1 protein-coding gene is annotated in these 1,660 nt (G+C 68.9%); it reads left to right on the forward strand.

Features of this window, described 5'->3' with window-relative positions; genetic code table 11:
- Positions 1-20: 20 nt before the first annotated feature.
- Positions 21-1,660: type IV secretion system DNA-binding domain-containing protein (locus LY13_RS25420; RefSeq protein ID WP_253831093.1), on the forward strand; the 1,640-nt coding region annotated here is incomplete at its 3' end.

A 1,660-nucleotide genomic window follows, 5' to 3' on the forward strand; every position in this document is an offset into this window, starting at 1 on the left:
ACCACCGAGAGGGGACTCCTGTGGAGATCACAGAGCATCGTAAGCGTAAGCGCGACAAGCAGCGTTCTCTGACCGCCGGCGGCGTGGGCTTCCTCGCTGCGGCCGATATGGGCATCTACGACAAGGTTGGCCTCGACCAGACACTGTGCGAGATGTCGGTTGGCGCGATCCTGCCGATGCCGTGGGACGGCGCGTGGACCGTCATTGCCGCATCCGTCGCCACCATCGCCGGTACCGCCGCCGCTCGGGCGCGCCGTAACACCGACGCCTACAAAATCCGCGAGAACCTCCACCGTCGCGACTGGGCGACGCTCGAGGACCGTCGCCACCGCATCGGTCTTTCCGCCGCTCGTCGCCGCGCCCGCGGTCCGCGCGCCAACCTGTCGCGCTGGCAGCGCCGCACCGCGCCGGCCGCCGAGGTCGGCATCCCTGTCGGCAAGACCGTGTCCGGCCCGCGTTTCTCACGTGGCCGGCAGGCTGTGCTGCCGTGGGAAGACGCCGGCCTGCTCATCATTGGTTCGCAGGGTCGCCGTAAGTCGACCGCTCTCAAGGGCATGGTCGCCGGCGTCCCCGGCTCGGCGGTCGTGGTGTCCACCAAGGACGAGTTCATCCGGGATTGCGGCGGGGCAACCCTGGCTAAGGGGCCTAACTACGCCTTCACCCCGAACGGGACCATCGCGCTGCCGGACAACGTCGCCCCGTTCCGGCACAACCTCATCCGTGGGTGCTGGGACAGCACCACGGCCCAGCGACGCGCGCAGGCCATCATTGAAGCCACCGGAAACTCGGGCGTGTCGAACGCCGAATTCTGGGCGACGAAGTCCCGCCAGGTCGTCGCGGGGCTCCTACAGGCTGCCGACCTCGGCGGCCGGCCGCTGTCGGACGTCGTGACCTGGTTGAACACGGGTATGTCCGATGCTGAGGCGATCCTGGCCGCGCACCGCGACAAGGTCGAGCGGGCCACGATCGAGGCCGTGCAGTCGATGACGCGCGATGGTGACCGCACCGCGCAGTCCGTCGGTCACACTGCGACCGCTGCATTCGAGTTCATGCAGAACACCACCGTGGCCGCCTCGCTCGACGCGGCGCCGGACGACTGCGTCGACCTCGCCTCCTTCGTTCGGAGCCGCTCGACGCTGTACATGGTGACCGGCGACGACCTGCCGTTGTCGCCGGCGCTGGCGGTGCTGTGGTCGGACCTGGTCGACGCGGCCAAGCGCGTCGCCGTCGAGGACGCCAAGCCCGGCGGCGAACAACGACTCGACCCGCCGCTCGTGCTCGCCGTCGACGAGTGCGACGTCACCATGCCCGGCGTGGACCTGTCCGTGCCCGTGGCAAAACACCGCGGTTTCCCCGGCGTGTTCACCATCGCGGTCACACAGAACCGCGACCGGCTGGTCCAGTCCCTCGGCAAGGAACGCGCGGCCGCCCTGTGCGAGACGTTCGTGCATCACCTCGTCCTCGGCGTCGACTCGGTCGAGGACCGCGAATACTACGAAAAGCGGGCCCGGCGGCGGGAGGCCGAAGTCGTCAAGAACTCGACCTCAGCTCCCGACTCAGTGCGCCACCGCATGATGGGCAACCCGATGCGTGTTGGCCACACCTCGTCGGAGTCCACGGACCTGCAGACCGTGCCGCTCTGGTCCGGGGACATGTGGGG

The sequence above is a fragment of the Prauserella aidingensis genome (assembly GCF_024171865.1).
Taxonomy (GTDB): Bacteria; Actinomycetota; Actinomycetes; order Mycobacteriales; family Pseudonocardiaceae; genus Prauserella; species Prauserella aidingensis.